The following is a 24,997-nucleotide window of genomic DNA, read 5'->3' on the forward strand; positions in this document are numbered from 1 at the left end:
CCCGCGCAGGCGGGGCATCCAGTACTCCGAGACAGTGCCGTCAATCGAGAAGTCACGGCGTACTGAATCATCCGCCTTCGCGGATGATGACGTCAATGGGTGTGGCGCGACCGCAGCGTCACGCCACGTTCTGGTCGAGAATGTCCACGGCCTCGGCGAGGCTCACCGACACCAGTTGCGAGACGCCACGCTCGGCCATGGTGACGCCGAACAGCCGGTTCATCCGCGCCATGGTGATCGGGTTGTGCGTGATGATGATGAAGCGCGTGTCGGTCGAGCCGGTCATCTCGTGCAAGAGGTTGCAGTACCGTTCGACGTTGTGGTCGTCGAGCGGCGCGTCGACTTCGTCCAGCACGCAGATCGGCGAGGGGTTGGTCAAGAACACCGCGAAGATCAGCGCCATCGCGGTCAATGCCTGCTCACCGCCCGAGAGCAGCGACAGCGTCTGCGGCTTCTTGCCCGGGGGCTTGGCGATGATCTCGAGACCGGCTTCGAGCGGGTCGTCGCTCTCGATCAGGTGCAGCGCGGCCTCGCCGCCGCCGAACAGCTCGACGAACAGGCGCTTGAAGTGGTTGTTGACGACCTCGAACGAGGTCAGGAGGCGCTCGCGCGCTTCCTTGTTGAGGCTCTGGATGCCCTGGCGCAGCCGCTTGATGGCTTCGACGAGGTCGTCGCGCTCGGTGACGAGGCCGGTGTGCTGGGTCTCGACCTCGCGCAGCTCTTCCTCGGCGCGCAAATTGACTGCGCCGAGGCGCTCGCGGTCGCGGCGCATCTTTTCGAGGTCTTCCTCGATGTCGTGCAGCGGCGGCAGCTCCGCGCCGGGCTCGATCTCGGCGAGGCCGGCAACCGCCTGCGGCTCGACCTCGAGCATGTCGCGGATCTCGCGCTCGATGTCCTCGAGCCGGCGCCGCGCGCCTTCCATGCGCTCTTCGGCACGCGCGGTGGCCTCGCGCGAGCTGGAGAGAGCTTCGAGCGTCAGCTTGGCGACGCGGTCGGTCTCGGCCATCGCGGTCTCGGCGGTGGCGAGCGCGTCGGCGGCCATGCGGCGGTCGTTCTCGGCGTATTCGATCTCGGTGATCAGCGCGCTGCGCTTCTCGGCGAACACGGCCGGCGCGTTTTCGAGCTCGCTGCGCTCGATCGTGAGTTCGGCGATACGTGCCTGGATGGTGTCGATATGGGAGGCCGCGCTCTCCTTGCGGTTCGCCCACTCGGTGCGCTCGGCGAGGATCGCCTGCACGCGGCGGTCGGCCAGTTCAGCCTCGCGCGCCAGCGCCTGCGCCTCAGCGCGGACCTGGGCGGCCATGCGGCGATGAGCCTCGATGTCGCTGCGGACGGCGGCGAGGCGGGTCTCGGTGTCCTCGCTCGACGGCAGCTCGGTGATGCCGGCGGCGGCGTATTCATGCGCGGCTTCGGCTTCGGCGCGGTCGGCGGCGAGACGGCTATGCGCTTCCGACAGCGTCGCCTTGCGTGCGGCGTGGCGGCTGATCTCGCGCTCGGCGCTCGCATGACGTTCGCGTGCGGTGTTGAGCTCGCGCTGCGCGGCGCGCCAGGCTTCGCGGCTGGCACCTTCCGTGCTGGCCGCCATCTGCAATTCGGACTCGGCATTCTCAAGCGCCTGGCGCTTGATCTGCGCGTCGATGCGGGCCTGCTCGAGCTCATTCTCGATGTCGACGAGACGGGCGCGCTCGGCAAGACGCCGCGCGGCGCCGGTCGGGGCGTGAGCGGCGGCGACGAAGCCGTCCCAGCGCCAGACGTCGCCCTCGGGCGAGACCAGCCGCTGGCCGGTCTTGAGCTGCGAGACGAGCTCGGCGCCGCGCTCGCGCGGCACCACGCCGATCTGCGCCAGACGACGCGCCAGCTCGGCCGGCGCCTGCACATGGTTGGCGAGCGGGGTGACGCCTTCGGGCAGCTCCGGATCGCCCTCGGTGACGCCGGCATTGGTCCAGCGCATCGGCGCTGACGGGTCGACCGGCGCGTCGAGATCGTCGCCGAGCGCGGCGCCGATCGCCTTTTCAAAACCCTTGTCGACGGTGATGCCGTCGATGATCGGCGGCCACAGATTCTTGGTCTCGCCGTTGACGATCTTGGAGATCGTGCGTGCTTCGGTCTCGAGGCGCTGCACGCGCTTGTCGGCCTCGTTCAGCGGTGAGCGCGAGGATTCCAGCGTCTGGCGCGCCGCGACGTGCGCGGCTTCGCTCGCCTGCGCCGCGGCTTCGGAAGCTGCCAGCGTCTGCTCCGCGGTCTCAACCGTCGCGGTCAGCTCGTCGAGATCGCCGAAGCCGCCGGTATCCGCGGCGAGCTTCTGCTCTTCGGCGGTGACGTTCGCGATTTCCTGGTCGAGCCGGGCGAGCTTGTCGCGATGGGTGCGGACGTTGGCTTCGAGTTGGTTGCGCTTGGCGGTGAGGTCGGCGAGCGCGGTGGTGAGCTCGGCGAACTGCTGCTCGGTCTCGGTCAGCACCGCCTCGGCTTCGCCGACGCGCTCGTCGACGCCGGAGCGCTTCTCGACGCGCGACTTGATCTCTTCCTTCAGCTCGGCGTCTTCGGCGTCGAGCCGCTGCAGCGCGACGTCGGCGTCCATCGTTTGTTGCTGAGCACGCGAAATGTCGCCTTCGAACTGCGCAAGGCGGCGCTCGAGCTCGGCGACGCGCTCCTTGGCGCGCTCTTCCTCGCGGTCGAGCAATTCGCGGGCATTGGTGAGGCGCTGCAGCCCGGCCGCGGCGCGCGCTTCGGCATCGCGCAGCGCCGGCATTTCGGCGGCGCGGATCGCCTGGATGCGGGCGGCTTCGGCCTGGTGCTGGGTGCGCTCGGCCATCTCGCGCACGGCGAGATCGTGGGTCTGGCCGGATTCGTTGACGTCGGCATGAGCGCCGATCCAGCGCAGGTGGAACAGCGTGGCTTCGGCCTTGCGGACCTTGGCCGCGACCTCGCGATAGCGCACGGCCTGGCGGGCCTGCTTCTTCAGGCCTTCCATCTGGCCGGAGAGCTGGCCGATCACGTCCTCGACGCGGGTGAGGTTGGTTTCGGCGGCCTTCAGGCGCAGCTCGGCTTCGTGGCGGCGGGCGTGCAGGCCGGCGACGCCGGCGGCGTCTTCCAGCACGCGGCGGCGCTGCTCGGGCTTGGCCTGGATGATCTCGCCGATCTTGCCCTGGTGGACGAGGGCGGGCGAACGCGCACCGGTGGCGGCATCCGCGAACAGGATCTGCACGTCGCGGGCGCGCACGTCGCGGCCGTTGATGCGATAGACCGAGCCGGCTTCGCGCTCGATGCGGCGGGAGATTTCGAGAAGCTGGCTGTCGTTCATCGCCGCCGGCGCGGTGCGATCGGCATTGTCGATCGTCATCGTCACTTCGGCGTGGTTGCGCGCGGGACGGTTGCCGGAGCCGGCGAAGATCACCGCGTCCATGTCGGCGGCGCGCAAGCTCTTGTACGAGGTTTCACCCATCGCCCAGCGCAGCGCCTCGACGAGATTCGACTTGCCGCAGCCGTTGGGGCCGACCACGCCGGTCAGGCCGGGCTCGATGACGAAGTCCGTGGGCTCAACGAAAGACTTGAAGCCGTGAAGGCGCAGGCGGGTGATTTTCATAAGCACGCATCTCTGTTGGCAGGCGCGAATCCCCCTGCCGGGACACTACCATGGAAGGCAATGTCGCTATCCGGGCGAGTCGCGCGAGGCGCCTCATGCGGCTGGACAATGGCCGCGGTGCGCCGCGAGGGCAACCGGCGAAAGCCGCTTTTCCCAAGGGATTTATGACGGGAACGATACGGCTTTCGAGATGCGAATCAGGATCTTGACGAGCGAATCAGCTCTTGAGCAGCGGGTTGATCTTCTTGGCGAACTCCTCGAACGAGGCCTCGCCCTTGATCTTCTCGCCGTTGATGAAGAAGGTCGGCGTCGAATCCACCTTCAGGATGTCGCTGGCATATTTCTGGTCGGCGGCGATCTTGTCGAGCAGCGCCTGGTCCTTCAGGCAGGCTTCGACCTGCTGCTGGGTGAGGCCGGCCTGCTTGCCGATCCGCGTCAGGGTCTCGGTGGTGTTCTTCATCACCCAGTCGCTCTGCTGGCGGAACAGCATGTCGGTGACCGCGAAGTATTTCGTCGCGTCGCCATTGGCAATGCAGCGCGACAGCATCGAGCCGGCGGCAGCTTTGATGTCGAGCGGGAACTCGCGGAAGATGTAACGGATCTTGCCGGTGTCGATGTATTCCGACTTGATCTTGGGGAACACTTGCTCGTTGAAGGCCGCGCAATGCGGGCAGGTCATCGAGGCGAATTCGGTGATGGTGACGGGGGCGTCCTTCGGGCCGAGCGCCATGTCGGGCAGCGACACCGGCTTGGCGACGTCGGCGGCGGTCTGCGCCTTTGCCTCAGGGATCATCGCCTCGGAGATGAACCGCAGTGGTGAGAGCCCGGCGACCGCGGCAAGCCCGGTCAGCGACAGCATCGTGGTGAAGGCGCGGCGGGTGATGATCAAGGTCGGCTCCCGAATTGGCAAGGTGTCGCCCGAGGTTCCCGTTCGGGCGGCCTGTCGCTAGCTTGAAACCTCGTTCGAGGCAATGGCGAGGGACAAAGACAGGTCCAGATTAGCCGGGGAATGAGGCTCAATTTCGCTTGATGGCGGCCCCGAGCCGCGCCAGCGCTGTCTTCAATTCTTCATCTTCGATGTCCGCGAGGCTCTCGGCCACCTTGGCGACGCTCTTGGGGTCCGGCGGGCCGGGTCGCTTCCGGATCCGAGGGCGCGACAGGGGGGCCTGGCGGAAGGCCAGCTTGCCGACCGCGCTCCAGCCGAAGAAGCGGTTGACCCGCTCCAGGATGACGTCGGCGGAGTGCTGGATCTCCAGCGCCATCGGCCCCTCGACCCGCAGCACCAGCGTCGCCGGCTCCTGCGGCTGGCCCTCCACGGGGCGCGGCCATTGCATCTTCAGCGGCTCGGCATGGGCCGCGATCTCGGGCCCGGCAATCTGCGCCCACCGCGTCACCAGCTCGCGCGCCGCAAAACCCTGCTTGGCATAGGCCTCGGCAAAGACGTCGTCGAGCAGGATCCCGAGCGGTTTTGCGCTGATGGGACCGGGTTTGAAGATCGGGCCGGATTTGGACATGGCGGCGTTATAGCACTCCGTGAGGCGGGCCATAGGCTCAATGCCGTCATGGCCGGGCTTGTCCCGGCCATCCACGTATCCTGCGAAGAAAGACGTGGATGCCCGCGACAAGCGCGGGCATGACGTAGAGAGGCCGGTGCCTTTGCCGTTACAGTGAGGCATGAGCTCCAGATCCGCCCGCAAGCCGAAGCCGGAACCTTCCCCGCCGGAGACCACATCGCGTCCGCTCGCGCTCCTCCAATGGTACGATCGCCATCGCCGCCGGCTGCCCTGGCGCGCCCCGCCCGGCGAGGCATCGGAGCCCTACCGCGTCTGGCTGTCGGAGATCATGTTGCAGCAGACCACGGTGAAGGCGGTCGGGCCTTACTTCGAAAAATTCGTCGCGCGCTGGCCTGACGTCACGGCGCTCGGGAGCGCTTCGCAGGACGACGTGCTGCGGATGTGGGCCGGGCTCGGTTATTATTCGCGCGCGCGAAATCTTTACGCCTGCGCGGTCGCCGTGACGCGCGAGCATGGTGGTGTCTTCCCCGACACCGAGGAAGGCCTGCGGGCACTGCCAGGCATAGGGCCCTACACGGCAGCTGCGATCGCCGCGATCGCGTTCGACCGCCGCACCATGCCGGTCGACGGCAATATCGAGCGCGTGGTGTCGCGGCTCTTTGCGGTTGAAGAAGAGCTCCCGCAGGCAAAGCCCCTGATCCAGCAGTTGGCGGCGACGCTTCTGGCCGACACCCGGGCCGGCGACAGCGCGCAGGCGCTGATGGATCTCGGCGCCTCGATCTGCACGCCGAAGAAGCCGGCCTGCTCGCTGTGTCCGCTGAATGACGACTGCACCGCGCGTGCGCAGGGCACGCAGGAAACGTTCCCGCGCAAGGCGCCGAAGAAGAGTGGGACGCTACGGCGTGGCGCAGCCTTCGTCGTCACGCGCGGCGACGAGCTGCTTGTCCGCTCGAGGCCCGAAAAGGGCCTGCTCGGCGGCATGACGGAAGTGCCGGGCTCGGACTGGCTGGCCGGCCAGGAGGATGCGACGGCGAAGCAGCAGGCGCCGGAACTGAAGGGGCTGTCGCGCTGGCAGCGCAAGGTGGGCGTCGTCACCCACGTCTTCACGCATTTTCCGCTGGAGCTGGTGGTCTACACGGCGAAGGCGGAGGCGCGCACGCGCGCGCCCGAGGGCATGCGCTGGGTGCCGATCGCAACCCTTGCCGGCGAGGCGCTGCCCAATGTCATGCGCAAGGTGATCGCGCACGCGCTCGACTGAAAATCGTCAGGCCGCGCGTGCCGCGCGCTCGTCTTCGGCCGGCATCAAGAAGGTGCGGTTGCGCCCGGTCTTCTTGGCGACATAGAGGCCCTGGTCGGCGCGCTCGATCACGTCCTGCACGTCGCGGTCGCTGTCGTCGAACAGCGCGAGGCCGACCGAGACGGTGATGGGAATGACGGTGTCGCCGTGGCGCACCGTGGCGCTCTCGATCGATGTCCTGATGCGATCGGCGAGCAGGATGGCGGTCTCCTGGTCGATCTCGCGCAGCAGCACCACGAACTCCTCGCCGCCGAAGCGGGCGGCCTTGTCGGTGGTGCGGATCGACTGGCTGACGATCTCGGCGACGCGCTTGATGGCGTCGTCGCCGGCAGCGTGACCGTGGGTATCGTTGATCTTCTTGAAATGATCGATGTCGATCATCAGCGTCGCCATGTTGCGCTTGTAGCGGCGGCAGAACGCGACGGCATCGTCGGCGACGGCGAGGAAGGAGCGGCGGTTCATCAGGCCGGTCATGAAATCGGTGTCGGCGAGCTGGCGCAGCTTCAGCATGTCCTCCTGAAGCTGCATCGCGTTCTCCGTGGCGCGCAACTCGGCTTCCTTGGTGCGCTCCTCGGCGAGGCCGATGCGGCGGATCAGCGAGCGCAGCGCGCGAGAGAGCTGCACGACTTCGGCCGAGCCGCTCTGTCGCGCCAGCATGGTCGGGCCATGGGCGCGCCCGATACGGTCGGCTTCCTGCGTGATGGCGATGATCGGGCCTGCGATCCGGCGTGCGACCAGCACGGCCAGCGACAACGCGATGAGGGCGGTGACGCCGCCGATCGCCAGAATCGCCTGCGCCGACGAGATCGCGGCGGCCAGTGCCACGCTCGCCGGCTGGCTTGCGGTGACGATCCAGTTCAGGCCCTGATAGTCGCGATAGCCGCGGCCGACGTGGAACGCGGTCAGCATCTGCCGCCCGTCAGTCGTTTCGCGGAAGGTGCCGTCGCGGGCATTCAGGATGCCGGCGAGTTCGTCGCCGGCATAACGCGTCGTTTCCTTCTGCGGTCCGATTAGGACGACGCCACCCTTGCTCAGGATCGAAAGCTGCGTGTCGGTGTTGCCGTCATTGGCTTCGACGTCCTTGATCAGGTTGGAAGCCCAATTCCAGTCCAGATGACCGCCGAGCACGCCAAGCAGCTTGCCGGAGGCGTCGCGGACGGGGACGGCGATGTCGACGAAGCGATAGGGCTCGTTATTGGCGCGCTGCGTCAGCAGTGAGGCCAGCAGCATGGCCTCGTGCACGTCGCCGACGGCGACCCGTTCGAGGCCCTGCTTGAACCAGGGCCGCGAGGCGACGGACTGGCCTTGCAGCAGGCCACCGGTCGAGGCGACGACGTTGCCGTCGACGTCGGCGAAGCCGATCCAGGTGAAATCGAACGAATGCTGCAGCGCCTCGAGCGCGCTGCGCAGTTCATCGGGGTTGCCCTGCCACAGCCGCTGCATCGGCTGGAGCTCCGCGAACAGCTTCATCTCCTGCTGCCGCGTCGCCATGAAGCGATCGAGCCTGGCCGAGGTGCTGGATGCGATCCCGGCGAGGCTGCTCTCGATCAGGGCGGCTGTATTTCGGTAGCTGATGAGGGCTGCGCCGGCTGCCAGCGTGCCCACCAGCACGATGGACATCGCGGCGACGGCCGCGGCGATCTGCGTCCGTACCGTCAGTCGATCTTCGATCGCATGCAGGCGGCTGGCTGCCTGCTGCAAGAGGGCTCGCATGGAAAGGCTCCGGTGTGACCGTCGCTCATGCCATGTCGTAGCTTCCAATCGCTTACCGGCGGATTGCCCAATTGGATCGTATTGAATCGGTCGTGAAATCGGTTGGTTGAGGTGGGCTTAATGCCGTGCGGACTGTCCTCGATCTGCACAATTTTCCGTATTTTCCCGGGGCCTGCCGCGCTGCGGCGTGTCGTCTGCTGCCACCAGGGTGTCAGCAGGGCTAGGTTATCTGTCGGCAGTAACGGAGGTGCCGCATGGTCAAGACCGCGCTCGACAACTTTCCAAGGCCGCCCTGCGCCGAGCTGTTGGGATGGCATCTGCTCGACGCCCGCCCCGAGGAGGGCTGGATCAAGCTCGCCTTCGACGGCAAGCCGGAGTTCTGCAATCCCGCGGGCTTCATCCAGGGCGGCATGCTCTCGGCCATGCTCGACGACACCATGGGCCCGGCGGTGCTGGTGATGAGCGAGGGGCGGCTCTACACCACCACCATCAGCATGACCGTGAACTTCTTGGCGCCGGCAAAGCCCGGGCCGATCATTGGCGAAGCCAAGGTGACGCAGCTCGGGAAGACCATTGCGTTCGTCGAGGGCAAGCTGACGGCGGCGGACGGCACCGTGCTGGCGACGGCGAGCGCGAGCGAGCGGTTGCTGGAAGCGGCGAGGGTGGTGAAGTAAGGCGGGCATCGCGCTCTCACTCCCTCGCCCCGTTCTTACGGGGAGAGGGTGGGGTGAGGGGCTTCTCTCCGCGTATGCGATTGTCGTGAGACCTGTACCCCCTCACCCGGATTGCATCTGCGATGCAATCCGACCTCTCCCCGCAAGCGGGGCGAGGTAAGGAAGGAGCCCGCGGTTCGCTGATCTGCTAACCCGCGCGCGCGTCCTTGCTCACGATCGGCGGCTTCGCATTCAGCGCCTCGACCTGGAAACCCGCGACGCGCTTGTAGTTGGCGGCGATGTCTTCCAGCTCCTTTTGCGACAGCACGTCAGTGACCACCTTGTAACCGTCAGGCGCGCGCTCCTCGACGAGCTGCATCACCTGCTCGGGACCGTTCTTGCGGTTGAGCAGGACGAGGTCGGTGGTTGCGGGTCTCCGCTCGGCCTCATAGGCGAGCAGCGCGGCCTGTGTCGGGCCGTGCGCCAAAATCTCGCGGGTGATGACGCGGGCATCGAGGATCGCCTGCGAGGCGCCGTTCGAGCCGATCGGATACATCGGGTGTGCGGCATCGCCCATCAGCGTGACCTTGCCGAAGGTCCATTGCGACACCGGATCGCGGTCGACCAGCGGATATTCATAGGCGTGCGGGCAGTTCCTGATCAGGCCGGGCACGTCGAGCCAGTCGAACTGCCAGCTCTCGAACCAGGGCAGGAATTCTTCGAGCCGCGCGGTGCGGTTATAGTCCTCGCGCCGCCATTGATAGGTCGGCGGCATGTGGCGCTCGGCGACCCAGTTGATCAGATGGTTGCCGGATGCGTCCGGCTCTTTCGAAATGGGATAGCAGACGAATTTCAGGATTTCGTGGCCGGCCATGATCATGGTACGGCCGGTGAGGAACGCCTTTGATGGCGTGACGCCGCGCCAGAGAATGCGGCCGTTCCAGATCGGCGGGCCCTCGTTCGGATAGAGCTTTTCTCGCGCGGCGGAATGGATGCCGTCGGCGGCGATCATGATCGCGCCATCGTAACTGCCAGCGGCCTTGCCGGTCGCCCGGTCGATGAAGTCGGCGCGCACACCGTTCGCCGTTTCGGTCCAGCCGGTCAGATGATGGCTGGTCAAAATGTTGTCGCGGCCGAGCCGCTCGACCGCCGTGTCGAGCAGGAGCTGCTGCAGCGTGCCGCGATGGATCGAGAATTGCGGCCATTTGTAGCCGGCTTCCAGCCCGCGCGGCTCGCTCCAGATCGGCTTGCCGTGCTTGGAGAAATAGGCGAGTTCGCGGGTCCGCACGCCGCTGGCATCCAGCTTGTCCATCAGCCCGAGCTCGATCAGCTCGCGGACCGCATGCGGCAGCACGTTGATGCCGACGCCGAGCGGCTTCAGTTCCGCGACGCTCTCGAACACTTTTACGGGAACGCCGATCTGATGCAGGCTGAGCGCCAGCGTCAGCCCGCCGATGCCGCCACCGGCGATGAGTACCGTCATGACAAATCCCCCTCCGATCATCGGCGTCTTGGCACAGGCGGACGGCGGTGGGCAACTGCGAAGAGGATGTCTTGCTATGGACCTCCGGGGCAACAGTCGTTAATTTCCAATTTTCCCATGAGGTCCGACATGCTCAAGCTCTACTACGCCACCGGCACCTGCGCGCTCGCCACCTATATGACCCTGGAGGAGGCCGGCGCCGACTACACGGCTGAACGGCTGAGCTTCAAGGACAACCAGCAGAACAGCCCTGACTATCTCGCGATCAATCCGAAGGGCCGCGTGCCGGCACTGGTGACCGATCGCGGCGTCCTCACCGAGACGCCGGCGATGCTCGCTTATATCGCGCAAACCTTCCCCAAGGCGAAGCTTGCGCCGCTCGACGATCCCTTCGACTTCGCGCAGGTGCAGTCGTTCAACTCCTATCTCTGCTCGACCGTGCACATCAACCATGCCCACAAGATGCGCGGCGCGCGCTGGGCGACGCAGGAGACCTCGTTTGCGGACATGAAGGCGAAGGTCCCGCAGACCATGGGCGCCTGCTTCAAGCTGATCGAAGACAAGATGTTCAGGGGGCCCTGGGTGATGGGTGATCAGTTCACGATCTGCGATCCCTATCTCCACACGCTCTCGCACTGGCTCGAAGGCGACAGCGTCGACATCAGCGCGACGCCGAAGATCGCGGATCATTTCAAGCGCATGTCCGATCGCCCGGCGATCCGCAAGGTGATGGACGCGCAGAAGGCGTAGGAGCACTGCTCCCGTAGGGTGGGCAAAGGCGCAACGCGCCGTGCCCACGATCTTTCTCTGGTGGCGACAGATGGTGGGTACGCTTCCGCGTTCGCTCTTCGAGCTACGGCGGACAAGCCGCTTTGCCCACCCTACGGCAGCTTGCGCTTGGCTTGCTCCAGCTCCCGTCCCGTCTCCAGCATCAGCCGCCGCAGCCAGATCGAGCCCGGATCCATCTGCGCGCGGGTCGGATAGAACATGAACTGCTCGTCGATCCCAGGGTCGAACGGCGGCGTCACCGCGACGAGGCCGAGCTGCTTGGACAGCGCCGCGATCAGCCGGCGCGGCACGAAGGCAACGAGGTCGGTTCGCGCCGCGACGTGCAGCGCTTCGAGATAGCCCGACACCACCAGCGAGATATGCCGCTCGATGCCTTTGCTGTGCAGCCAGGTGTCGATGAGATCCTCTGCATTGCCGCGAATGATCACGCCGACATGGCGCGCGGCCAGGAATGCCTCACGCCGCTTCAGCTTCGCAGCCATCGGATGGCCGCGCCGCACCGCCAGGGCGTCGCTATCGGTGTAGAGCAGCTGGCGGTGAAACCCCTTGAAGGCGTTGCCGATCGAGATCACGAGGTCGATGGTGCGGGCAAACTCGGCGTGGAAGATCGCCGGCCCCCGCCACGGCACGACGTCGATGCGGACGTTGGGCGCAAGGCGCGTCACCTTCTCCATCAAAGGCGGCATCAGCAGCTCGACCGCCAGATCCGGCATCATCAGGCGGAATTGCCGCTCACTGCGCGCGGCATCAAAGTCCTCCGGCAGGAACAGGCCGCGGACCTGGTCGAGCGCCTGCGCCAGTGGCGCGCGGAGCGCCTGTGCCCGCGGCGTCAGCTCCATCCGCGCGCCGGTCCGCACCAGCAGCGGATCGCCGAAGATGTCGCGCAGGCGCTGCAGTGCGTGGCTCGCCGCCGGCTGCGACAGGCCCATCCTCATCGCGGCGCGGCTGACATTGGCCTCGCGCAGCAGCGCGTCGAGCGCGGTCAGGAGATTGAGGTCAAGCGAATTCAAATTCATGAGGCGAATAGATATCATATTCGCTATCGATTTGAAGAATTTCGATCGGCGAACGATGATCTCCGTGGTTCTTACTAAAGGAGATGCCGCCATGAGCGCGAGCGCCAACAAGAAACTGATGCAGGATATTTTCGCCGCCGCCGCCAATCCGGATCCGGCCGTGCGCGATCGCGCCCTGTTCACCGCAAGCCTTGCCGACGATGCCAGATGGGTCGTGACCGGCCAGTATTCCTGGTCGCGCACCTTCACCGGCAAGGAGGCGATCCTCAACGATCTGCACGGCTATGTGCGCACCCGCCTGCGCGATCGCACGCGTACCGTCGCACATCGCTTTATCGCCGACGGCGACGTCGTCGTGGTCGAAGCCAAGGGCGACAACGTCACGCCCGAGGGCGTGCGCTACGACAACGACTATTGTCTCGTGTTTCAGTTCGAGGAGGGCAAGATCAAGGAGATCCGGGAATACTGCGACTCCGTCCTGACCGAGAAGGCGCTGGGTCCTTTTCCGCAGACGGGTGTGAGGGCCGCGAGCTGAGCGGATTGAACGACGTCGCGTCCGCCAGCCGGTTCCATCCGTCACAGCCATCGATTGTCGTGCGAGCATGGCGGATGCTGGTGGACATCATGCGTATCAGGCGGGAGCGGTCCCGGGCCTGGTATCAGCTCGCTGCCATGACCGAACGGGAGCTTCAGGACTGCGGCATGACCCGGTCGGAGATTGCCTATGAGCTGAAGAAGCCCATTCGGCGGAAATAGAGCATCAGTGCGGGGCAGGGGCATGACGTCTGCCCCGCTCATCAAGACCCCGGAGGGAACTTTTGAATTCCGCCGACGTTCCCTCGGTTTCCGGGGGTACTTGCGCGCCCGGCAACATGGGTCGTGGGAATTTCATGCTGGCTGGGGCTTCGGACGTTTCATCACATGTGGGCCGCAGCTTCTCCGGACTCCGCGAACGATTGAGGGACTCAACCGCGTCGGCGCATCGGGAGCTCGATGCGCAGCTGTCTGCGTTCGACCTCACCGTGTTTTCCGGCTACCGCCGCTTTCTGCAAGCGAGCGCCGCCGCCCTGCTGCCGCTCGAAACCGCGCTGGTCGAGGCCGGCATCGCAAGACTATTTCCGGACTGGCCGGAGCGGTCGCGCAGTGCCGCGATTGTCGCCGACCTCGGCCGCCTCGGCAGCGCCGTGCCGTTCACTGTCTCCGTGCCGGCGCTGACGCGCAGCGGCATGCTCGGCACGATGTATGTGCTCGAGGGCTCCCGGCTCGGCGCGAAATTCCTGCTCAAGACGGTCGCGGACGCGGCCGATCCGCGCCTCGGTGAGGCGGCCGCCTATCTCAATCATGGCACGGGCAAGCGGCTTTGGCAGAGCTTTCTGGCGAAGCTCGCGAGCGAGGAGGGTTGCGAGGAGGACGAGGCGATCGATTTCGCCCGCATCGCCTTCGCCGCGTTCGAGCGAGCGGCGGACCGCGCATGAACGAGGCCGTCAATCTCACCAATTGCGATCGCGAGCCGATCCACATTCCCGGCAGCGTGCAGCCCTACGGCTTCCTGCTTACGGTGCTCTCCGATTTCACGATCTGCATGGTCTCGGAGAATGTGGGCGGCTTTCTCGGGATTGACGTCGCCGACCTGCTCCGGCAGCCGCTGTCGAGCATCTTCACGCAAGGCGCGGTCGACACCATCCGCAGCCGGGTCGATCATCTGAGCGGTCCCGATGCGACGGAGCGTCTGTTCGGCCTCGAGCTCCAGGCCGGCAAGCCGCCTTATGACGTCTCCATTCACTTCTCCGCCGCCTATCTCGTGATCGAGGCGGAGCCGAGTGTGAATGAGCCCGGTGTCAATTCCGGCGAACTCGTCCGCCTGATGCTGGAGCGCATCCGCAAGACGCGCAGCATGAGCGAGCTCGCCCGCGAGGCGGCGCGCCAGCTCAAGGTGCTGACCGGCTTCGACCGCGTCATGGTCTACCAGTTCCACCCGGATGGATCGGGCGAGGTCATCGCCGAGGCCGCGGAGACCGGCCTCGAATCCTTCCTCGGCCTGCATTATCCGGCGTCCGACATCCCCAAGCAGGCCCGCATCCTCTATCAGCGCAACTGGCTGCGCATCATCGCGGACATCGATGCGGGGCCCGCCGCGCTGGTCTCGACCGCTACGCACAATGCCGGGCTGCTCGATCTCTCCATGAGCGTGCTGCGCTCGGTGTCGCCGATCCACATCGAGTATCTGCGCAACATGGGCGTCGCGGCCTCGATGTCGGTGTCGATCCTGCGCGACGGCAAGCTATGGGGTCTGTTCGCCTGCCACCATTATGCGCCGCGCTACATCTCGTTCGAGAAGCGCACCGCGGCCGAGCTGTTCGGCCAGATGTTCTCCTGGATTGTCGAGGGCCGCGAGCGCGAGGGCGACGTCGCCTACGAGACCCGCGCCCACCAGGTTCAGGAGCGGCTGATCGAGACCGCGGCCTCGCACGAGCATAGCCGCCGTGCGATCTTCGACTTCCTGGGCGACTACCGGCAAATGATCGACTGCGACGGCGTTGCGGTCTGGTCCGACAACAAGATCGCGCTCCAGGGCGAGGCGCCGACCGAGGACGAGGTGAAGGACCTCGTCGCCTTCATCAACCGGACCTCGCCGGGGCGGATTTTCGCCAGCGCCGAGATCGCCAAGGTCTACGCCGCCGGCCAAGCCTTCCGGGACCGTGCGGCGGGCTTTCTCGCCATCCCGATCTCGCGCACCCCGCGCGATTGCCTGATCTTCTTCCGCCGCGAGGTCACGCGGTCCGTGAACTGGGCCGGCGCAGCCGACAAGGTCTACGATGAGGGGCCGAATGGGCCGCGCCTGACGCCGCGCAAGAGCTTCGAGCTCTGGCAGGAGACGGTGGCGGGGCAGTCGAAGCCGTGGTCGGCGGCCGATATCCGCATCGCCGAGAGCCTGCGCGTGACGCTGCTCGAGGTGATCCTGCAACTGTCCGACCTTGCCGCCCGCGAGCGCCGCGGCGCCCAGGAGCGGCAGGAGCTGATGATCGCCGAGCTCAATCACCGCGTCCGCAACATTCTCAGTCTGGTTCGCGCCCTGGTCGCCCAGAGCAAGGACACCGCTACCAATGTCGAGGAATTCGCCGGCGTGCTCGGCGGCCGCATCCAGGCGCTGGCGCGCGCCCATGACCAGATCACCAATCTGAACTGGGCGCCGGTCGCGCTCCGCACCCTGGTCGAATCCGAGGCTGGAGCCTATCTCGGCGCGCGCGCCGGGCGCGTGAAGATGGGTGGCCCGGACGTGGCGCTCGATCCCAAGGCGTTCGCAACGCTGGCGCTTGTCGTGCACGAGATGATGACCAACTCCGCCAAATACGGCGCGCTGGCCGATTCCACCGGCAGCGTCGAGGTGGTCTGGCGCCTCGATCCATCCTCCAGCCTCGTGATCGAATGGAAGGAGAGCGGCGGGCCGCCGGTGCAGCCGCCGTCGCGGCGCGGCTTCGGGACCACCATCATCGAACGGTCGGTGCCGTTCGATCTCAAGGGCGATGCCGAGATTCGCTTCGACCTGCTGGGCGTGCAGGCGAAGTTCGTCATTCCGCCCAATTTCGTCCAACTCGTACCGTCCATCGCGGGAGCCGCCATGCGCATCGAAGAGCAGCAATCCACCCGCCCCAGGATTTCCGACACGGCGCTGATCGTCGAAGACAATCTGATCATCGCCATGGCCGCCGAGGTCATCCTGCTCGATCTCGGCGCCCGCCACGTCGACACCGCCGCGACTGTCGACCAGGCGCTGCGCTCGATCGAGCGCACCCGGCCGAGCTTTGCCCTGCTCGATCTCAATCTCGGCAACGAGACCAGCATCAAGGTGGCGCAGAAGCTGAAGGAGATCGGCGTGCCCTTCATTTTTGCGACGGGATACGGCGAACGCGCGCCGATCCCGGAGCAGCTGGCATCGGCGCCGGTGGTTCAGAAGCCCTACACGCTGGAAGTTGTCGAGCACGCGCTCGGCAAATTGCAGCAGGCGAACGCCTGACGAGCGGTCATCGCCGAAACACGCGCGGTCCACCGCGGCCGGACGCCAAATCCTTGCGCGGCTGACTACAAAATCAGCAGGCGTCGCGCGCTTCGCCGCAGGTTTGCGCGAAATATTGGAAGGTTCAATTAACGAGTGTCCCCCATTGTGTCGCAGTGCAGCGTGAGTCGCCTCAAGCGCGACGTGCGGCTGCCAGGGTGGCCGTGACGATTGCCGGATTCGTTCGGTCCGCTCGAATTCACATGCATCTGGGTGGACAGTGGGAATGCCGAAGTTTCGTTTGCGGATCAGGGGACGCCTGTACGCAGGCTTCATGGCCCTGGTGGCGGTCGGTCTCGTGATGGCGGTGGTTGCCGTCTGGAACTTGAGGTCGGTGCAGGAGCAGGTCGCGAAGGCCTCGGCATTTTCGGACAGCACGGCGCGGGTGCTGGAGATCTCGACCCATCTTCAGGCGATCCAGCGGGCCAATCTGCGCTACATCTACGACGCCAATGAATCCGCGATGAGGGAGGCCGCAGAGCGCGAGACCGCGGCGACCGAGCTGTTGCAGGTCGGCGCGAAGGGGACGGCCTCGGAGGAGCGGCGCAAGCTCTACAACGATCTGATCGCCGATATCGCCAGGATGCGAAGCCTGCGTGACAATCTCGGCGATGCCGTCAACGAGGCGCGGACGGGCAAGGCGACGCTGCTGCCGAGCGGCGACGAGCTGACCGTCAAGATGGGCAAGCTGGTCGACGTCGCCCGTGCGGCCGTCGACGAAGACACCGCGGCGCTGGTTGCGGATCTCGAATCCAGGTTGCTGGTCGTGCAGATCGCCAACTGGCGTTTCCTGGCCCTGCGCGACACCAAGGGGCCGGCCAACTTCCGGACCAATGTGGACCGGGCGATGCAGCGGCTTTCGGCGCTCGAAAAGAGCCCGCAGGCGAGCGAGCTGCGCACCACGCTGGCTCCGGTGAAGACCTCGCTCGGAATCTACAAATCCGCGTTCGAGACCACGTCGGCGGCAATGCTCCAGGCTGACGAGATCTATCACAAGAATCTCGCGCCGCTGATCGTCGACAGCATCGCCAAGCTCAAGGTGGCGGAAGCCGCCCTGAAGAAGGACTACAAGGAATCCCGCAGCCAGGCCGAAGCCGTCATCGACGGCACGACGACCGTGCAGGAGATTGCAGGCGGCATCGCCGTCCTGTTCGGCCTGATCGTCGCCTTCCTGACCGCCCGCAGCCTCGTTGGTCCCCTGACCTCAATGACGCGTGCGATGGGGCTATTGGCCGGCGGCAATCTCGAGATCGAGATCCCCGGTCGCGGCAAGGCCGACGAGATCGGCGACATGGCCAAGGCGATCCAGGTGTTCAAGGACAACATGGTCGAAACCGAGCGCCTTCGCGCCGAGCAGGTCGAGGTCGAGGCGCGGCAGGCCGAAAGCCGCAAGAAAGACATGGTCCGGCTGGCCGATCAGTTCGAGCAGGCGGTCGGCGAGATCGTCGACACGGTGTCGTCGGCATCGAGCGAGCTGGAAGCCTCGGCCGGCACGCTCACCGCGACCGCCTCGCGTGCCCAGGACCGGTCGACCGAAGTGGCCTCCGCCTCGCAGGAGGCCACGGCCAACGTGCAGGCGGTCGCGTCGGCGACGGAGGAGCTGTCCTCCTCGGTGAGCGAGATCGCCCGCCAGGTGCAGGAATCCGCCCGCATCGCCACCGAGGCCGTCGGCCAGGCGAGCCGGACCAATGCGCGCGTCGGCGAGCTGTCCAAGGCCGCCGCCCGCATCGGCGACGTGGTCGAGCTGATCACCACCATCGCCGGCCAGACCAATCTCCTCGCGCTCAATGCCACGATCGAGGCGGCGCGCGCCGGCGATGCCGGCCGCGGCTTTGCCGTGGTCGCCTCCGAGGTCAAGGCGCTCGCCCAACAGACCGCGAAGGCGACCGACGAGATCGCCCAGCAGGTCTCCGGCATCCAGGCCGCCACGGAAGAGTCGGTCGGCTCCATCAGGGAGATCAGCGGCACCATCGAGCGGCTGTCGGAGATTTCCTCGACAGTTGCGGCGGCCGTTGAACAGCAGGGCGCGGCGACGCGGGAAATCTCCCGCAACGTCCAGCAGGCGGCGCACGGCACCCAGCGCGTCTCGACCAATATCGGCGACGTGCAGCGCGGCGCGTCCGAGACCGGCTCGGCCTCATCGCAAGTGCTGTCGGCGGCACGCTCGCTGTCGGCCGACAGCAACCGGCTGAAGCAGGAAGTCGCCAAATTCCTGAACTCGGTCCACGCCGCCTGAACCCTAGAAGCAAAAGGCCACGCGCATGCGCGTGGCCTTTAAACTGCGGCAGGACGCGATCAGGCGACCTTGGTCGTCATGTGCTTGAACATGTTGCGACGGGCCTCGTCGTCCATCTCGGCCTTGAAGGTGAACTTGTCCTTCAGCGCGATTGCGCGTGCCGCGGCGGGACGCGCCGAGATCTCGTCGACAAGCCGCTTCACGTTCGGGTAGCGCGCAAAGGCGCCGTCACCGAGCTTGAACGGCACCATCCGCGCCCAGCCCCACAGCGCCATGTCGACGATCGAATAGGCATCGCCGACCATGTAGCTGCGGCCTTTGAGGTGACCGTCGAGGATCGTGTAGTGGCGGTCGGTCTCGTACTGGTAGCGGTTATGGGCGTAGTCGTGGTTCTGGTCCTTCGGCGCGAAATGCTTGAAGTGCACGGCCTGACCCGAATACGGGCCGACGCCGGTCGCCACGAACATCAGCCATGACAGCAATTCGGCGCGATTGGCGGGCAGGAACTTACCGGTCTTCTCGGCGAGATAGAGCAGGATGGCGTTGGAATCGAACACGATCGTGCCATTGTCGTCGATCGCCGGCACTTTGGCGTTCGGATTGATCTTCAGATAGTCCGGCGTGAACTGATCGCCCTTGCGGGTGTCGACCGCAACGGGCTCGAACGGCAGTCCGGACTCCTCGAGGAACAGCGCGACCTTGGTCGGGTTCGGCGATCCGTTGAAATAGAATTTGAGCATTGAGCATCTCCCCAGTGTGTTGCCGAGAGCGAACGCGTGGCGCCCTCTCTTGCCAAACCCGGGACCAGACGCGCAACCGCCGAGTTTGCCGGGCGGTATCTGCGCGCCACGCAGATCAGCCGGCGTAACAAAGCCCGATCGCCGCCGTAACGATCATCGCCGCGCCGACCGCTTCCAGCCTCAGCCCGAGCTTGGCGGCGAGATGCATGTCGGACGCCCGCGCCGCGCGCTCGGTTTCGCGGGCATAGCCGTGCACGATGACGTCGTGATTGAAATTGTCGTGCGCCTCGTTGCTGCTGGCAAGGCCAACGCAGATCACGAGCACGCCGAACAGAGCGAGGCCAAAGAAGCCGAGCAGGGCGATCAGGAACATCGGAAACATGCCGAGCAGGAAGATCGGCAGCAGCGGCACCAACAGCAAAGTCTCGGACTGTCGTCGCATGGGGGCCACCCGTCGGGACGGGGCTGATCGGGCAAATGTAGTCCCGGCTGTCGCGCCATTCAAGGAGCCGTAGGGTGGGCAAAGGCGCGAAGCGCCGTGCCCACGGACTCTGCATGCTCCGGAAAGATGCCGTGGGCACGGCGCAAGAGCGCCTTTGCCCACCCTACACGGTCGCGACGTGCGGCAGCAGCTACTCCGCCGCCATGCCCGCACGAATCTCGGCCCGCAGCTCGTCGATCAGCTTGAGGCCCTTCTTGGTCTCGACGTGCCAGAAGGTCCAGCCGTTGCAGGCCTGCGCGCCTTGCGCCACCGCGCCGATGCGGTGGATCGAGCCGACCTTGTCGCCGAGCATGATGGCGCCGTCGGCGCGGACGAGGGCGCCGAGCTTCTTCTTGGCGTCGAACAGTTTGGTGCCTGGCATGATCATGCCGCGCTCGATCAGCTCGGAGAACGCGACACGCGGGGCTTCGCGCGCGGTCATGAACGGGGCGAGGCTCTCTTCCGGCAGCGGCTCGACCTTGGCGATGCGCGCTTCGGCGGCTTTCGCATAGGTCTTGTCGCGCTCGAAGCCGATATAGGAGCGGCCGAGGCGCTTGGCGACGGCGCCGGTCGTGCCGGTGCCGTTGAAGGGATCGATCACGAGATCGCCGGGCTTCGACGACGACAGCAGCACGCGCGCGAGCAGGCCTTCCGGCTTCTGCGTCGGATGCACTTTCTTGCCGTCCGCGCCCTTGAGGCGCTCCTCGCCGGTGCAGAGCGGGATCAGCCAGTCCGAGCGTGCCTGCACGTCCTCGTTGGCGGCCTTCAGCGTTTCGTAGTTGAACGTGTAGCCCTTGGCCTTCTCGTCACGCGCGGCCCAGATCATCGTTTCGTGCGCGTTGGTGAAGCGGCGGCCGCGGAAATTCGGCATCGGATTGGTCTTGCGCCAGACGATGTCGTTCAGGAGCCAGAAGCCGAGGTCCTGCATGATCGCGCCGACGCGGAAGATGTTGTGATAGGAGCCGATCACCCAGATCGTCGCCGACGGCTTCATCGCGCGGCGCGCGGCAAGCAGCCAGGCGCGGGTGAAATCGTCGTAGGCGGAAAACGAATCGAACTTGTCCCAGTCGTCGTTGACGGCATCGACATGGGATTCGTCGGGACGCTTGAGATCGCCCTTGAGCTGGAGATTGTACGGCGGATCTGCGAACACCAGATCGACGCTGCCAGCCTGAAGCTTCGACATCTCGGCGACGCAATCGCCGATGATGATGCGATGCGAGGCGGACTCAAAATTTGTGCGGGGCGCCCTTGCAGACGCCCCGCGACGCGACTCTACCATGACTCAAGAACTCTGACTCAGGCGACGCTGTCGGCGACGCGGGACCAAACAACCGACTGGCCGTTACATTGCAGCGGCAAAGTAAAAAACGACTTAACCCGCTGCTTTTCTGAGCAGGCGTCGCATCGCCCGCGGCATGCCGCGTGATGCGCGCAATCGCTGTGTTTTACGGTATATTTCGCATCCGTTCACGGAGCGACGGCTGCCGCGGCCGCAAATTTCTCTCGGAAAAAATTGCACGCGGACCGGAAAAAATTGCTGGTGCGGGCGTGCTGTCGCACTAGGCAATTTTTGCCGACCGGGATATTGATTAACGCAATGGAAATTTTACCTGTGTGGCGCGTTGAGCTTTTGCGTATCTGTGCGCCGACGAGACTGAATCAGGGACCCCCAAATCAGGGACACCTAAGGGAAGACCGCCATGCGTTACGATGACTTCCGCCGCAGCGACGACGTTGAGGATCGTCGCGACGAAGGTGGTGGCTTTGGCGGCGGTGGAGGCGGCGGGTTCGGCCTGCCGATGGGCGGCGGCGGGCTCGGCATCGGTACCATCATCGTGCTCGGCCTGATCGGCTATGCCTTCGGCATCGATCCGCGCATCCTGATCGGCGGCGCCGAGATCCTCGGCGGCGGCGGCCAGGCGCCGAGCTACCAGACCGATCGGCAGTCGACCTCGGCCAAGCGCGGCGCGCCGACCGACGAGGTCGGCAGCATGATATCCGGCATCCTCGGCGAGATCGACGATCGCTGGAGCGAGATCTTCCAGGCCAGCGGGCAGAACTATACCGGTCCGAAGGTCGTGCTGTTCCGCAACGCCACCAATGGCGGCCGCTGCGGCATGGCGCAGTCGGCGATGGGGCCGTTCTACTGCCCGCCGGACCGCACCATCTTCCTCGACACCTCCTTCTTCCGCGAGGTCGAGACGCGCTTCCGCGGCTGCTCCGGCAAGTCGGCGTGCAACTTCACCACCGCCTACATCATCGCGCATGAAGCCGGCCACCACATCCAGAACCTGCTCGGCATCATCCCGCGCGTGACGCGGCTGCAGCAGCAGGCCGGCAGCAAGGCCGAGGCCAACGCGCTCCAGGTCAAGGTGGAGCTGCAGGCGGATTGTCTCTCCGGCGTCTGGGTCAACCGCGAGGCCAAGAAGCGTCCGAACTTCCTCGAGCCCGGCGACATCGACGCTGCGCTGACCACGGCGAGCGCGATCGGCGACGACACGCTGCAGCGCCAGGCGACGGGCCGCGTCGTGCCTGATTCCTTCACCCACGGCTCGGCCGCGCAGCGCAAGCAATGGTTCATGACCGGCTATCAGCAAGGCACGGTCCAGGCCTGCAACACGTTCGGCGGCGGGCAGTAGCGACGGTCTCGTGCCCCGGACGCGGCGCAGCATGTAATGCTGCGCTGCTGAGCCGGGGCCCATATTGCCGGTCCTCACGTCCCTTAGAATGGGTCCCGGCTCTGCAGCGCACCGCTAACGCGCTGCATCGCGTCCGGGACACGAGAGGATAGGGCAAATGGCCTCGATCGACGAAACAAAGCAGTTCATCCCGCTCAACATCGCGGTGCTCACCGTCTCCGACACGCGCGCGCTCGCCGACGACAAGTCGGGCCAGACGCTCGCCGATCGCCTGACATTAGCCGGCCATCATCTCGCCGCGCGCGAGATCGTCACCGACGACGTCGAGGCGATCCGCGCCGTCATCCGCCGCTGGATCGCGGACGCCGGCATCGACGTCGTCATCACCACCGGCGGCACCGGCTTTACCGGGCGCGACGTCACGCCGGAGGCGATCGAGCCGCTGTTCGAGAAGCGCATGGACGGTTTCTCGATCGCCTTCCACATGTTGAGCCACGCCAAGATCGGCACGTCGACGATCCAGAGCCGCGCCACCGCCGGCGTTGCGGGCGCGACCTATATCTTCTGCCTGCCGGGCTCGCCCGGCGCCTGCCGCGACGGCTGGGACGGCATCCTCGCAAGCCAGCTCGACTACCGCACGCGCCCCTGCAATTTCGTCGAGATCATGCCGCGGCTGGATGAGCATCTGCGCAGGCCAAAGGCGCAGGGCGCGACGGTGTAGTCTGTTCTTTCTTCCCTTCCCCCTTGTGGGGGAAGGTGGTGCGAAGCGCCGGATGAGGGGTATGTCTCCGCGCTCACAGTCTCGTAGGGTGGGCAAAGCGAAGCGTGCCCACGACTTCGGTCAATGCGGCATCAGTGGTGGGCACGGCGCAAGTGCGCCTTTGCCCACCCTACGAGTTCACGCTCGCGGGAAATACCCCTCACCCAAGTGAGGTTGTGTCCGCCAGCGTCGCTGCCCTCTCCCGCAAGGGGAGAGGGCACATTCATGCGCATCGCTGTGTGCGCAGCTAGAGATCCCGCTCCCACGTCTCGCCGACCAGATCGGCACCAAAACTGTGGTGCTTCTCTTCCTTCACGAGTTTGAATCCCGCACTCTGATAGATGCCGCGCGCAGCGACCAGGATGCTCTGGGTCCACAGCGTCATTCTGCTGTAGCCACGCTCGCGCGCGCCCTGGATGCATTGCTCGACCAGCGCGCGGCCGACGCCGAGCCCGCGCGCCTTCTTCTCCACCTGCAACAGGCGCAGCTTGGCGATCTCGTCCGTGGCCTTGACCAGGAAGATCGAGCCGACCGGCTCGCCGCCGACCTCCGCGATCCAGCAGTGCTCGCGCGCGGGATCGTAATTCCTGATGAACTGTGCGCAGATCTCGGCGACCAGGGCCTCGTAGCTGATGTCCCAGCCATAGTCCGCGGCATAGGCGGCGCCCTGGCGAGAGACGACCCAGCCCATGTCGCCGACGCGATGGCTGCGCAGCAAGAAAGAAGCCGGCTGGCTTCGGCGTTGCTCCAGCACGGCCTCGATGGTCGCCATGGCCTGCGTGAGCCGCGCTGCATCGCCGGCCGACAACTGCGCCAGCATGGCGGCGACCTCGTTTTGCGAGCCGAGGTTCAGCTTGGCGAAGGTCTGGCGGCCCTTGGCGGTGAGGCTGAGCTGGTATTGCCTGCGATCCGCGGGCAGGGGCGTTCGCGTGATCAGACCCTTCTCGTCAAAGCTCTGCACGATGCGGCTGAGATAGCCGGGGTCGAGACCAAGCTCGTTCCCGATCTCCTTTGCGGAAAGCTCGTCGCGATGCGCGAGCTCGTACAGTACGCGGGCCTCGCTGAGCGAGAACGGGCTCTGTCCAAGGTGCTGGTCGAGCACGCCGAGTTTGCGGGTGTAGAAGCGGTTGAAGGCGCGGACTGCCGCGATCTGGTGGTCGGTACCGTTGAATGACATCGGGACACCTCAATAATTGCCATTGTCAAATAATTATTTGACTTTGGCAAGTATTAGGTGCCTTCAGCCGACCATGACGATCCGGCTGCGCAGCATGGTCCGGGACGAGCGGCCGAGGCGGCGGAGCAACCGTGCCTCGGAACGGCGGGCCTGGGGCGGATAGCCACCAACCCGGTCGTAATGGTCACGCGCGATCAAAAGCCCCTGATCCCCCAGCGGGCCGACCAAGTTACGCGCTACTGCGCGGAACACGTCGCGCAGACCGGTATCTGCGTAAGGCGAGCGGGCATAACGGAAAACCGCTGCACGATCCCGTCCGCTGGCGGAGACGGCCTGGATGAACTGGGTGGTCTCCTCGATCCAGCCGGTTTCCAGCACGGCGCCGGCGGGCAAGAACATCAGCCAGGGCGAACGGGCCTGATGCGCACCGGCGGCGAGCGCCGCGCCATGGGAAGATCCCTTGAAGTCGATGAAACGGCAGCCTGCGACGTCGGCAACGCGCTCGATGACGCCGTTGCGGGTGCCGTCGACAAGCAGCACTTCGCGGATGATGCCTGCGGCCGCACCGGGTACCAGCGCGGCCAGAGTTGCGACCGCCGTCTGCTCGACACCTTCGGTCGGAATGATGACGCTCAGCATGATTGAGGCTTCGAGGTCCGCAATTCGGGAGAAGCGTAGCTTGTTATGACTTTGTCATAAACACGCGGCGTCGCCGAGTGCAACTTTTTGGCGGCGTTCCGCCATGCGATGGTAAACCACGCCCGCCCATCGCTGCTAAATCTGTCCTGCGCGGGGTGGCAATATTGCCCGATGTTTTCGCGAATTTCGGCTTCGTGAGCTTCAAACGGGGCTGTCTCCG

Annotated in this window: 21 protein-coding genes; 10 read left to right on the top strand and 11 right to left on the bottom strand. The window is 65.8% G+C overall.

Annotated elements, in window-relative coordinates:
* Positions 1-118: 118 nt before the first annotated feature.
* The 3 genes from smc to WN72_RS12235 form a co-directional block, all read right to left on the bottom strand.
* Entirely contained in the window at positions 119-3,583 is a 3,465-nt protein-coding gene (gene smc / locus WN72_RS12225) for a chromosome segregation protein SMC (RefSeq protein WP_092217877.1), read from the bottom strand.
* A gap of 217 nt (positions 3,584-3,800) precedes the next feature.
* Positions 3,801-4,472, bottom strand: coding sequence for a DsbA family protein (locus WN72_RS12230; protein WP_092217878.1), 672 nt, complete (start codon positions 4,470-4,472; stop codon positions 3,801-3,803).
* A gap of 127 nt (positions 4,473-4,599) precedes the next feature.
* Complete coding sequence (locus tag WN72_RS12235; protein WP_092217943.1) at positions 4,600-5,097, bottom strand: DUF721 domain-containing protein; 498 nt, start codon at positions 5,095-5,097, stop codon at positions 4,600-4,602.
* Between the two features lie 160 nt (positions 5,098-5,257).
* Between WN72_RS12235 and mutY the strand changes: the two genes are divergently transcribed.
* Positions 5,258-6,355 carry an A/G-specific adenine glycosylase gene (mutY, locus tag WN72_RS12240; protein ID WP_027558143.1) on the top strand — a complete coding sequence of 366 codons (1,098 nt, stop codon included), beginning with the start codon at positions 5,258-5,260 and terminating at the stop codon, positions 6,353-6,355.
* A gap of 6 nt (positions 6,356-6,361) precedes the next feature.
* On the opposite strand, the gene WN72_RS12245 is transcribed toward mutY, so the two are convergent.
* Positions 6,362-8,107, bottom strand: a complete 1,746-nt coding sequence (locus WN72_RS12245) for a sensor domain-containing diguanylate cyclase (protein WP_092217879.1) — start codon at positions 8,105-8,107, stop codon at positions 6,362-6,364.
* Positions 8,108-8,361: 254 nt separating this feature from the next.
* On the opposite strand from WN72_RS12245, the gene WN72_RS12250 reads away from it, so the two are divergent.
* Positions 8,362-8,781: a PaaI family thioesterase gene (locus WN72_RS12250; RefSeq protein WP_027558145.1), complete on the top strand. Its 420-nt coding sequence runs from the start codon at positions 8,362-8,364 to the stop codon at positions 8,779-8,781.
* Between the two features lie 187 nt (positions 8,782-8,968).
* Here WN72_RS12250 and WN72_RS12255 read toward each other — a convergent pair whose 3' ends face one another.
* On the bottom strand, positions 8,969-10,243 hold the full coding sequence (locus WN72_RS12255) for a flavin-dependent oxidoreductase (protein ID WP_092217880.1): 1,275 nt from the start codon (positions 10,241-10,243) through the stop codon (positions 8,969-8,971).
* A 129-nt stretch (positions 10,244-10,372) separates the two neighbouring features.
* Between WN72_RS12255 and WN72_RS12260 the strand changes: the two genes are divergently transcribed.
* A complete protein-coding gene (locus WN72_RS12260; protein ID WP_092217881.1) occupies positions 10,373-10,993 on the top strand; it encodes a glutathione S-transferase family protein in 621 nt (206 codons plus the stop codon).
* A 131-nt stretch (positions 10,994-11,124) separates the two neighbouring features.
* Here the strand turns inward: WN72_RS12260 and WN72_RS12265 are convergent, their stop codons facing one another.
* Positions 11,125-12,048: a LysR family transcriptional regulator gene (locus WN72_RS12265; protein WP_092217882.1), complete on the bottom strand. Its 924-nt coding sequence runs from the start codon at positions 12,046-12,048 to the stop codon at positions 11,125-11,127.
* Between the two features lie 91 nt (positions 12,049-12,139).
* Here WN72_RS12265 and WN72_RS12270 point away from each other — a divergent pair, with 91 nt between their 5' ends.
* The 5 genes from WN72_RS12270 to WN72_RS12290 all read left to right on the top strand — a co-directional run bounded on the left by WN72_RS12270 (position 12,140) and on the right by WN72_RS12290 (position 18,338).
* A complete protein-coding gene (locus tag WN72_RS12270; protein ID WP_092217883.1) occupies positions 12,140-12,583 on the top strand; it encodes a nuclear transport factor 2 family protein in 444 nt (147 codons plus the stop codon).
* 5 nt (positions 12,584-12,588) lie between these two features.
* On the top strand, positions 12,589-12,804 hold the full coding sequence (locus WN72_RS12275; RefSeq protein WP_244553865.1) for a YjiS-like domain-containing protein: 216 nt from the start codon (positions 12,589-12,591) through the stop codon (positions 12,802-12,804).
* Positions 12,805-13,004: 200 nt separating this feature from the next.
* Entirely contained in the window at positions 13,005-13,523 is a 519-nt protein-coding gene (locus WN72_RS12280) for a biliverdin-producing heme oxygenase (protein WP_347337488.1), read from the top strand.
* A complete protein-coding gene (locus WN72_RS12285; RefSeq protein ID WP_092217885.1) occupies positions 13,520-16,063 on the top strand; it encodes an HWE histidine kinase domain-containing protein in 2,544 nt (847 codons plus the stop codon). Before WN72_RS12280 ends, WN72_RS12285 begins: the two co-directional genes overlap by 4 nt.
* A gap of 265 nt (positions 16,064-16,328) precedes the next feature.
* Complete coding sequence (locus tag WN72_RS12290) at positions 16,329-18,338, top strand: HAMP domain-containing methyl-accepting chemotaxis protein (RefSeq protein ID WP_027558152.1); 2,010 nt, start codon at positions 16,329-16,331, stop codon at positions 18,336-18,338.
* A 59-nt stretch (positions 18,339-18,397) separates the two neighbouring features.
* Here WN72_RS12290 and WN72_RS12295 read toward each other — a convergent pair whose 3' ends face one another.
* The 3 genes from WN72_RS12295 to WN72_RS12305 all read right to left on the bottom strand — a co-directional run bounded on the left by WN72_RS12295 (position 18,398) and on the right by WN72_RS12305 (position 20,841).
* Positions 18,398-19,078, bottom strand: a complete 681-nt coding sequence (locus WN72_RS12295) for a glutathione S-transferase family protein (RefSeq protein ID WP_092217887.1) — start codon at positions 19,076-19,078, stop codon at positions 18,398-18,400.
* A 115-nt stretch (positions 19,079-19,193) separates the two neighbouring features.
* On the bottom strand, positions 19,194-19,520 hold the full coding sequence (locus tag WN72_RS12300; protein WP_027558154.1) for a hypothetical protein: 327 nt from the start codon (positions 19,518-19,520) through the stop codon (positions 19,194-19,196).
* 190 nt (positions 19,521-19,710) lie between these two features.
* On the bottom strand, positions 19,711-20,841 hold the full coding sequence (locus WN72_RS12305) for a site-specific DNA-methyltransferase (RefSeq protein ID WP_092217888.1): 1,131 nt from the start codon (positions 20,839-20,841) through the stop codon (positions 19,711-19,713).
* Positions 20,842-21,262: 421 nt separating this feature from the next.
* On the opposite strand from WN72_RS12305, the gene ypfJ reads away from it, so the two are divergent.
* Both ypfJ and moaB read left to right on the top strand, forming a co-directional pair.
* A complete protein-coding gene (gene ypfJ, locus WN72_RS12310; protein WP_092217889.1) occupies positions 21,263-22,201 on the top strand; it encodes a KPN_02809 family neutral zinc metallopeptidase in 939 nt (312 codons plus the stop codon).
* A gap of 157 nt (positions 22,202-22,358) precedes the next feature.
* Entirely contained in the window at positions 22,359-22,922 is a 564-nt protein-coding gene (gene moaB, locus WN72_RS12315) for a molybdenum cofactor biosynthesis protein B (RefSeq protein ID WP_027558157.1), read from the top strand.
* Positions 22,923-23,208: 286 nt separating this feature from the next.
* Here moaB and WN72_RS12320 read toward each other — a convergent pair whose 3' ends face one another.
* Positions 23,209-24,138, bottom strand: a complete 930-nt coding sequence (locus WN72_RS12320) for a bifunctional helix-turn-helix transcriptional regulator/GNAT family N-acetyltransferase (RefSeq protein ID WP_092217890.1) — start codon at positions 24,136-24,138, stop codon at positions 23,209-23,211.
* Between the two features lie 63 nt (positions 24,139-24,201).
* On the bottom strand, positions 24,202-24,777 hold the full coding sequence (locus tag WN72_RS12325) for a glycosyltransferase family protein (protein ID WP_092217891.1): 576 nt from the start codon (positions 24,775-24,777) through the stop codon (positions 24,202-24,204).
* Positions 24,778-24,997 lie beyond the last annotated feature (220 nt).

The sequence above is a fragment of the Bradyrhizobium arachidis genome (assembly GCF_015291705.1).
GTDB classification, from domain to species: Bacteria; Pseudomonadota; Alphaproteobacteria; order Rhizobiales; family Xanthobacteraceae; genus Bradyrhizobium; species Bradyrhizobium arachidis.

Excerpts from the sequence above, each read along its gene's own strand:
- smc (WP_092217877.1), bottom strand. The coding sequence starts at position 3,583 with ATGAAAATCACCCGCCTGCGCCTTCACGGCTTCAAGTCTTTCGTTGAG.
- WN72_RS12235 (WP_092217943.1), bottom strand. The coding sequence starts at position 5,097 with ATGTCCAAATCCGGCCCGATCTTCAAACCCGGTCCCATCAGCGCAAAA.
- mutY (WP_027558143.1), top strand. The coding sequence starts at position 5,258 with ATGAGCTCCAGATCCGCCCGCAAGCCGAAGCCGGAACCTTCCCCGCCG.
- WN72_RS12245 (WP_092217879.1), bottom strand. The coding sequence starts at position 8,107 with ATGCGAGCCCTCTTGCAGCAGGCAGCCAGCCGCCTGCATGCGATCGAA.
- WN72_RS12250 (WP_027558145.1), top strand. The coding sequence starts at position 8,362 with ATGGTCAAGACCGCGCTCGACAACTTTCCAAGGCCGCCCTGCGCCGAG.
- WN72_RS12255 (WP_092217880.1), bottom strand. The coding sequence starts at position 10,243 with ATGACGGTACTCATCGCCGGTGGCGGCATCGGCGGGCTGACGCTGGCG.
- WN72_RS12260 (WP_092217881.1), top strand. The coding sequence starts at position 10,373 with ATGCTCAAGCTCTACTACGCCACCGGCACCTGCGCGCTCGCCACCTAT.
- WN72_RS12265 (WP_092217882.1), bottom strand. The coding sequence starts at position 12,048 with ATGAATTTGAATTCGCTTGACCTCAATCTCCTGACCGCGCTCGACGCG.
- WN72_RS12270 (WP_092217883.1), top strand. The coding sequence starts at position 12,140 with ATGAGCGCGAGCGCCAACAAGAAACTGATGCAGGATATTTTCGCCGCC.
- WN72_RS12285 (WP_092217885.1), top strand. The coding sequence starts at position 13,520 with ATGAACGAGGCCGTCAATCTCACCAATTGCGATCGCGAGCCGATCCAC.
- WN72_RS12290 (WP_027558152.1), top strand. The coding sequence starts at position 16,329 with ATGCCGAAGTTTCGTTTGCGGATCAGGGGACGCCTGTACGCAGGCTTC.
- WN72_RS12295 (WP_092217887.1), bottom strand. The coding sequence starts at position 19,078 with ATGCTCAAATTCTATTTCAACGGATCGCCGAACCCGACCAAGGTCGCG.
- WN72_RS12300 (WP_027558154.1), bottom strand. The coding sequence starts at position 19,520 with ATGCGACGACAGTCCGAGACTTTGCTGTTGGTGCCGCTGCTGCCGATC.
- WN72_RS12305 (WP_092217888.1), bottom strand. The coding sequence starts at position 20,841 with ATGGTAGAGTCGCGTCGCGGGGCGTCTGCAAGGGCGCCCCGCACAAAT.
- ypfJ (WP_092217889.1), top strand. The coding sequence starts at position 21,263 with ATGCGTTACGATGACTTCCGCCGCAGCGACGACGTTGAGGATCGTCGC.
- moaB (WP_027558157.1), top strand. The coding sequence starts at position 22,359 with ATGGCCTCGATCGACGAAACAAAGCAGTTCATCCCGCTCAACATCGCG.
- WN72_RS12320 (WP_092217890.1), bottom strand. The coding sequence starts at position 24,138 with ATGTCATTCAACGGTACCGACCACCAGATCGCGGCAGTCCGCGCCTTC.
- WN72_RS12325 (WP_092217891.1), bottom strand. The coding sequence starts at position 24,777 with ATGCTGAGCGTCATCATTCCGACCGAAGGTGTCGAGCAGACGGCGGTC.